The organism is Streptomyces kebangsaanensis, from assembly GCF_001906585.1.
GTDB classification, from domain to species: domain Bacteria; phylum Actinomycetota; class Actinomycetes; order Streptomycetales; family Streptomycetaceae; genus Streptomyces; species Streptomyces kebangsaanensis.
Window position 1 is genome coordinate 95000 of record NZ_JUJA01000040.1, and the last position, 7519, is coordinate 102518.

The following is a 7519-nucleotide window of genomic DNA, read 5'->3' on the forward strand; positions in this document are numbered from 1 at the left end:
TGTGCTGCCCCCTGCCCTCGGCGAGGCCCCGCGCCGAGCGAGGGAGACCCCACGTGACCATCGCGCCAGCCGATCCCGCCTCAACGGCGGCCCCGGAGCCCGACAGTCCCGGCGCCGCGCTGCTGCGGAACCTGACCGAGCTGACCGCCGACCTTCCCGACGCCGACCCCGGCCGGGTCGCCGCCGCCGCGCTGCGCGGCCGGTCGGCGCGGGCCGACGAGGCCGAGCTGCGCGAGCTGGCCACGGAGGCGGCCGCCGGGCTCATCTCCGAGGACCCCGCCTACTCGCGGCTGGCCGCCCGGCTGCTGACCCTCGGCATCCGCGCCGAGGCCGCCTCCCAGGGCGTCACGTCGTTCACCGGGTCCGTCGCCGTCGGCCACCGCGAGGGCCTGATCGCCGACCGGACCGCCGCGTTCGCGCGCGTGCACGGCGAGCGCCTGGACGCGCTGGTCGACCCGGCCGCCGACGACCGCTTCGGCTACTTCGGCCTGCGCACCCTGCACAGCCGCTACCTGCTGCGGCACCCGATCACCCGCAAGGTGATCGAGACGCCCCAGCACTTCATGCTGCGGGTGGCGAGCGGCCTCGCCCAGGACGACACCGTGCGCTCCCTCGACGAGGTCACCGCGCTGTACGGGCTGATGAGCCGCCTCGACTACCTGCCCTCCTCCCCCACGCTGTTCAACTCCGGCACCCGGCACCCCCAGATGTCGTCCTGCTACCTGCTGGACTCCCCCCGGGACGAGCTGGACTCGATCTACGAGCGCTACCACCAGGTCGCCCGCCTGTCCAAGCACGCCGGCGGCATCGGCATCGCCTACTCCCGCGTCCGCTCGCGCGGTTCGCTGATCCGCGGCACCAACGGGCACTCCAACGGCATCGTGCCGTTCCTGAAGACCCTGGACGCCTCGGTGGCCGCCGTGAACCAGGGCGGCCGGCGCAAGGGCGCGGCGGCGGTCTACCTGGAGACCTGGCACTCGGACATCGAGGAGTTCCTGGAGCTGCGGGACAACACCGGCGAGGACGCGCGCCGTACGCACAACCTGAACCTCGCGCACTGGGTCCCGGACGAGTTCATGCGCCGGGTGAACGCCGACGAGCGGTGGTCGCTGTTCTCCCCCTCGGACGTGCCGGAGCTGACCGACCTGTGGGGCGGGGAGTTCGACGCCGCGTACCGCGCGGCGGAGGCGAAGGGCCTGGCGAGGAAGACCATGCCGGCCCGCGACCTGTACGGCCGCATGATGCGCACCCTCGCGCAGACCGGCAACGGCTGGATGACCTTCAAGGACGCCGCCAACCGCACCGCCAACCAGACGGCCGAGCCGGGCCACGTGATCCACTCCTCCAACCTGTGCACGGAGATCCTGGAGGTCACGGACGACGGCGAGACGGCGGTCTGCAACCTGGGCTCGGTCAACCTCGGCGCGTTCGTCGACGGCGGGGACATCGACTGGGAACGGCTGGACGAGGCGGTCCGCACCGCCGTCACCTTCCTGGACCGCGTGGTCGACATCAACTTCTACCCGACCGAGCAGGCGGCCCGGTCCAACGCCCGGTGGCGCCCGGTGGGCCTGGGCGCCATGGGCCTGCAGGACGTGTTCTTCAAGCTGCGGCTGCCCTTCGACTCCCCGGAGGCGAAGGCCCTGTCCACCCGTGTCGCCGAGCGGATCATGCTCGCCGCGTACGAGGCCTCCGCCGACCTCGCCGCGCGCCCCCAAGCACCTACGACAAGCTCCGGTGCAGGGGGGACCCCCATCGGCCCTTTTCCGGCCTGGGAGAAGACCCGTACGGCCCGGGGCGTGCTGCACCCCGACCACTACGACGTCGAGCTGACCTGGCCGGAGCGCTGGGCGGCCCTGCGCGAGCGGATCGCCGCCGTCGGCATGCGCAACGCGCTGCTGCTCGCCATCGCCCCGACCGCCACCATCGCCTCGATCGCGGGCGCGTACGAGTGCATCGAGCCACAGGTCTCCAACCTGTTCAAGCGCGAGACGCTGTCCGGGGAGTTCCTGCAGGTCAACTCCTATCTGGTGGCCGACCTGAAGAAGCTCGGCGTCTGGGACGCCCGGACCCGGGAGGCGCTGCGCGAGGCCAACGGCTCGGTGCAGGACTTCGCCTGGATCCCCGAGGACGTGCGGAACCTGTACCGCACGGCGTGGGAGATCCCGCAGCGCGGCCTGATCGACATGGCGGCGGCCCGCACCGCGTTCCTGGACCAGTCGCAGTCCCTGAACCTGTTCCTGGAGACGCCGACCATCGGCAAGCTCTCCTCGATGTACGCGTACGCGTGGAAGCAGGGCCTGAAGACGACGTACTACCTGCGCTCCCGCCCGGCCACCCGGATCGCCCGCGCGGCCCGGGCACAGAGCCGCGCCACCGCCCCCGTACCGCAGGCGACCGAACCGGACGCCGTCGCCTGCTCCCTGGAAAACCCCGAGTCCTGCGAGGCCTGCCAGTAATGCCCACCCGTCACCCGACCACCACCCCTGATGGACGGCGCTCCGCGCCGACTGCGACAACCACCCGCTCCCGGAACCTGCTCGACCCCGGCTTCGAGCTGACCCTGCGTCCGATGCGCTACCCGGACTTCTACGAGCGCTACCGGGACGCCATCAAGAACACCTGGACCGTGGAGGAGGTCGACCTCCACTCGGACGTGGCCGACCTCGCGAAGCTGACGCCGGGCGAGCAGCACCTCATCGGCCGGCTGGTCGCGTTCTTCGCCACCGGCGACTCGATCGTCGCCAACAACCTGGTGCTGACCCTCTACAAGCACATCAACTCCCCCGAGGCGCGGCTGTACCTGAGCCGGCAGCTGTTCGAGGAGGCGGTGCACGTCCAGTTCTACCTGACGCTGCTGGACACCTACCTCCCCGACCCGGACGACCGCGCCGCCGCCTTCGCGGCGGTGGAGAACATCCCCTCCATCCGGGAGAAGGCCGAGTTCTGCTTCACGTGGATGGACTCGGTGGAGAAGCTGGACCGCCTGGAGACGCGGGCCGACCGCCGGCGCTTCCTGCTCAACCTGATCTGCTTCGCCGCGTGCATCGAGGGCCTGTTCTTCTACGGCGCCTTCGCCTACGTGTACTGGTTCCGCAGCCGGGGCCTGCTGCACGGGCTGGCCACCGGCACCAACTGGGTGTTCCGGGACGAGACGATGCACATGTCGTTCGCCTTCGACGTGGTGGACACCGTCCGCAAGGAGGAGCCGGACCTCTTCGACGACGAGCTGCGGCGGCAGGTCACCGACATGCTGGGGGAGGCCGTCGAGGCCGAGCTCCAGTTCGCGCGCGACCTGTGCGGTGACGGTCTCCCGGGGATGAACACCGACTCCATGCGGCAGTACCTGGAGTGCGTCGCCGACCAGCGCCTCACCCGCCTCGGCTTCGCCCCCGTGTACGGCTCGGAGAACCCCTTCTCCTTCATGGAGCTCCAGGGCGTTCAGGAGCTGACCAACTTCTTCGAGCGGCGCCCGTCGGCGTACCAGGTGGCGGTGGAGGGCACCGTCGACCTGGACGAGGACTTCTGACCGTCGCGGTCCTCCCGGGACTCCCGGTCCTCCTGGGCCTGCCTGAGCCGGCGGTCGATACGGCGGTCGTGGACGATGCCGATCACCGCCGGCAGCACCAGGAGGACCAGGATCCCGAGGACGGCGACCATGGAGACGAGGCCTTGCAGCTGTGTCGTATGCATGAACACCACTGTCGCGCCGGACACTCCTGACCGTGAGTGGCAGGACTGCCACACACCTTCAAATTCCTGCCACCGCCGAGGCACACTGGCAGCATGCTGAGCAACGTGGCCGCCGTTCTGCTGGACGGAGTGCACCCCTTCGAGCTCGCCGTCGTCTGCGAGGTCTTCGGACTCGACCGCAGTGACGAGGAACTGCCGGTGTACGACTTCGCGGTCGCCTCCGCGGAGGGCGCGTCACTGCGTACCCACGTCCCCGGCCTCACGGTCTCGACGCCGTACGGCCTGGAGCGGCTGGAGGAGGCCGACCTGATCGCCGTGCCGGCCGCGGACGCGAACGTCTCGCGCGACTACCCGCCCGCGCTGCTCGACGCACTCAACCGGGCCGTGGAGCGGGGCGCGCGGGTGCTCAGCGTCTGCTCGGGCGTGTTCGTGCTGGGCGCTGCCGGGCTGCTGGACGGGCGGCGCTGCGCGGTGCACTGGCGGCACGCGGACGAGCTGGCCCGGCGCTTCCCGCGGGCGGTCGTCGAGCCGGACGTGCTGTACGTGGACGAGGACCCGGTGATCACCTCGGCCGGGACCGCGGCGGGTATCGACGCCTGCCTGCACATCGTGCGCAAGGAGCAGGGCCCGGAGGTCGCCAACAAGATCGCCCGGCGGATGGTGGTGCCTCCGCACCGGGACGGCGGGCAGGCGCAGTACATCGAGCGACCGCTGCCCAAGTCCCCGTGCGACACGGTCGGCGAGGTGCTGGTGTGGCTGGAGGAGCACCTCGACCAGGAGGTCACCGTCGAGCAGCTCGCCGCCCGCGCGCACATGTCCCCGCGGACCTTCGCCCGCCGCTTCCAGCAGGAGACGGGCACGACCCCGTACCGCTGGGTCCTGCGTCAACGCGTGCTGCTGGCACAGGAGTTGCTGGAGGTGACGGACGAGACGATGGACGTCATCGCGGACCGGACGGGGTTCGGGACGGCGGCGGCGCTGCGGCACCAGTTCGTCCGCGCGCTGGGCACCACCCCGAACTCCTACCGGCGCGTGTTCAGGGGTCCGCAGGCCGCCTGAACACGCGTACGTTCCCGCTCAGGTCACCTCGGCACCGGTCGCACCAGCAGCCCGCGCGGGCGCAGGGTGATGCCGATCCGGGGGGAGTCGTCCGACCCGGCGACCCGCTCCAGGCGGAACCTCGTCGCCACCGCCGCGGTGAAGAGGCTCAGCAGCGCCATGGAGAAGTGGTCGGCGGGGCACTTGCGGTTGCCCACGCCGAACGGGCTCATGGCGTGTTTCGGTACGTCCTTGGCCCGGTGCGGAAGCCAGCGGTCGGGATCGAACTCCAGGTGGTCCGGGTACGACCGCGGATCCCGCTGGACGGCGTACGGACTGTAGATGATGTCCGCCCCGGCGGGAATGCGCCGGCCGCCGAGTTCGGTGTCGGTGACCGCCCGCCGCGTCAATACCCATACGGAGGGCCGCAGCCGCATTGTCTCCACGATGACATTGTTGGTGTGCGTGAGCCTGCGGACGTCGTCGAATGCGACCGGTTTGCCACCGGTCACGGATTCGACCTCGGCGCGGATCCGGTCCGCGTGTTCCGGATGATTCGCAAGTGTCTGCAGCAGCCACATGATCGTGGTGGCCACCGTTTCACCGCCGGCGGTGAGTATCGCGACCACCTGATCGTGGATCTCCTGCTCCCCGATGGGCTCCCCATTGTCGTCCTCGGCCGTCAGCAATGCCGTCAGCAAATCGTCCGGATTTCGCCCGGAAGCCCGGCGTCCGGCGATGATCTCGTCAACAAGGCGATGTAAATCGGCCAGCGCGCGGTTGAATTCGCGGTTGGCCGGAAACGGCAGCCGGTACAGCGGCCCGAGCGGCAGGANNCATCCGCCGGTACATGCCGCGGAAGACGGTGGAGAGCGCACTCCCCAGGCGTTCGGCACGCTCGTCCATGTACGGGCCGCGCAGCAGGCAGCGGGCCGAGACGCGCACGGCGATCCGGAAGGCCTCCAGGGTGCAGTCGACCGGCCGGCCGGAGCTCCAGCGCTCGGTCAGCGCGTGCGCCTCCTCCTCCATGACCGGACCGTAGGCGGGGATGGCGTCGCGCCGGAAGGCGGGCTGAACGGTGCGGCGCTGGCGGCGGTGCAGGGGGCCGTTGGCGGTGGCCACGCCCTCCTTGCCGAGCAGGCCCTCCAGGGTCTCCCACAGCGGGCCGGAGATGATGTAGTCGGGGCTCAGGGCCACCGCCCCGGTGAGGGCGGGGGTGGTGACGGCGTACACCGTCTTGGGGCCGAGCCGGAGGCGGACGACGTCGCCGTGGTCGCGCAGCCGGCACATGAAGGCCAGGGGATCGCGGGCCAGTTTCAGACTGTGGCCGAGAAGCGGAACCGCCCCTCCGGCCACCGGCGGATCCTGCGGTTCCTCCGTGTTCTGCCGGGCTTCGGAATTCACCGAATCGACGGTCATTTCTCACCTGCCGCTTCGTCGTCGACGTACGGGGGCGTGGACCGGTCGTCCCAGCTGTCGACCATGTAACGGCCGGACTCGTGGTGGAACCAGTAGACGGAACTGAACCAGTTCCGCATATTTCCGAGGCAGTCCCGCACGGCGGCGCCCAGTTCCTTTCCCCGCACCGTTCCGTCCGCGAGGCCGTCGGCGAAACGTAATCCCTCCTGTTCGGCGACGAGGAATTCGGAAACGCATTCCTCGACGCGCCGGCGCATTTCCCTCACCGCCTCCTCGAGGGTCAGTCCGTCGTGTTTGACGAGACTGATCCCGAGATTGTGCACCTCGTCCCCCGCCAATTCCTTGGGCAGCGAGCAGAGGTCGTTGTACCAGGCGGCGAATTCCTGGCTGAGCAGTGCCGGGCGCCGGTACGCGGGGTTCTTCCGGACGGCGTCCGGGAGTTCGCAGCCGACGCTCGGCTCCAGCAGGTCGGTCCAGATCCAGTGCGCGAAGGTGAGCCGGCGCAGCGCGAGGTACTCCTCGACCGTGGGCACCACGCCCTCGGTGCGGTTGTGGAACTCCCGGTCGTACGCCTCGATCACCGCGTGGAAGTGCCGGGCGAAGCGGGCGTTCCACGCCGGCGACAGGAACGAGTAGAACCGCAGCACGCTGTCCGCGAGCCCCGCCACCAGGGCGTCCTGATGACGCAGATGCTCCTGGGGGGAGTCCAGGGCCGTGTGCAGCGCGCTGCGCAGCCGTCGCCAGGCGGCGGGCCTGCCGTGGACGATGTCGCGGTCGTGGCGGTCGTCCCAGACGAAGAACCACGCACTGTAGTCCGCTATCGCCTGGAGCACCTCGTCCGGGGCGCCGATGTAGTACCCCGCCATGAGGTCGGTGTAGCACAGGCCGTCGGCGTGTTCCTCGACCTTGTCGGCCGGCATGAGCCGCTTTTCCAGCAGCCAGCCGCGGGTCTTCTCCTGGAGTTGGGGCCAATAGGCGTGCAACTGCCTGGGAAACACGGTCTCGATCACCGGGAGAGCGAGTTGTGGCGGGACCGCGACCGCCGTCGGTGTGGATGCCGTTGTGGTGCTGTACGGGAAAGCTGGCACGAACAAACCCCTCTCAGCCGCCGGTGGCGTACGCCCCTTCTGTTGTGCCGGGCGCACGCCGTCGCGTATCCCCGTACTCCCATTCAGCACCACAACTGACCGCTCTGGGAACGGATTTGGCTCACTCACCATTCCGGGATGCCGAGAATCTCCCCTTGTGTGTCTGAATATGAATCAGCGAAGGCGCACAAGGGATCGAATGCGTGCGACATCTGCAACACACGTGCGAGGACGGCGCGGGGGCAGTACGACGGCATACGGACGGCGCCCGGTCGGGCTCC

Annotated in this window: 6 protein-coding genes and 1 pseudogene; 3 read left to right on the forward strand and 4 right to left on the reverse strand. The window is 69.9% G+C overall.

All coding sequences use genetic code 11. The annotated features are described in order from the left end of the window. Positions 1–53: 53 nt before the first annotated feature. Complete coding sequence (locus RH94_RS05770) at positions 54–2459, forward strand: ribonucleoside-diphosphate reductase subunit alpha (RefSeq protein ID WP_073946565.1); 2406 nt, start codon at positions 54–56, stop codon at positions 2457–2459. Further along, the gene (locus tag RH94_RS05775; protein WP_073946566.1) at positions 2459–3529 is read left to right on the forward strand and encodes a ribonucleotide-diphosphate reductase subunit beta; all 1071 of its coding nucleotides are present in this window, start codon (positions 2459–2461) and stop codon (positions 3527–3529) included. The genes RH94_RS05770 and RH94_RS05775 overlap by 1 nt, the downstream gene beginning before the upstream one ends. Here the strand turns inward: RH94_RS05775 and RH94_RS05780 are convergent. Further along, positions 3442–3693, reverse strand: coding sequence for a hypothetical protein (locus RH94_RS05780; RefSeq protein ID WP_073946600.1), 252 nt, complete (start codon positions 3691–3693; stop codon positions 3442–3444). The two genes, RH94_RS05775 and RH94_RS05780, sit on opposite strands and share 88 nt — an antisense overlap. Before the next feature lie 93 nt (positions 3694–3786). Here RH94_RS05780 and RH94_RS05785 point away from each other — a divergent pair, with 93 nt between their 5' ends. Next, complete coding sequence (locus tag RH94_RS05785) at positions 3787–4752, forward strand: helix-turn-helix domain-containing protein (protein ID WP_073946567.1); 966 nt, start codon at positions 3787–3789, stop codon at positions 4750–4752. 23 nt (positions 4753–4775) lie between these two features. Here RH94_RS05785 and RH94_RS42485 read toward each other — a convergent pair. From RH94_RS42485 to cyc1, 3 genes and pseudogenes are all read right to left on the reverse strand, one after another. Beyond that, positions 4776–5566, reverse strand: a 791-nt coding sequence (locus RH94_RS42485; protein ID WP_234425554.1) for a cytochrome P450, incomplete at its 5' end; no start/stop codon positions are given. Positions 5567–5568: 2 nt separating this feature from the next. Then, positions 5569–6150, reverse strand: a pseudogene (locus RH94_RS42490) (cytochrome P450); the annotation flags it as partial. Next, positions 6147–7238 carry an epi-isozizaene synthase gene (gene cyc1 / locus RH94_RS05795; protein ID WP_107428630.1) on the reverse strand — a complete coding sequence of 364 codons (1092 nt, stop codon included), beginning with the start codon at positions 7236–7238 and terminating at the stop codon, positions 6147–6149. The pseudogene RH94_RS42490 and the gene cyc1, both read right to left, overlap by 4 nt. Between the last annotated feature and the right edge of the window lie 281 nt (positions 7239–7519).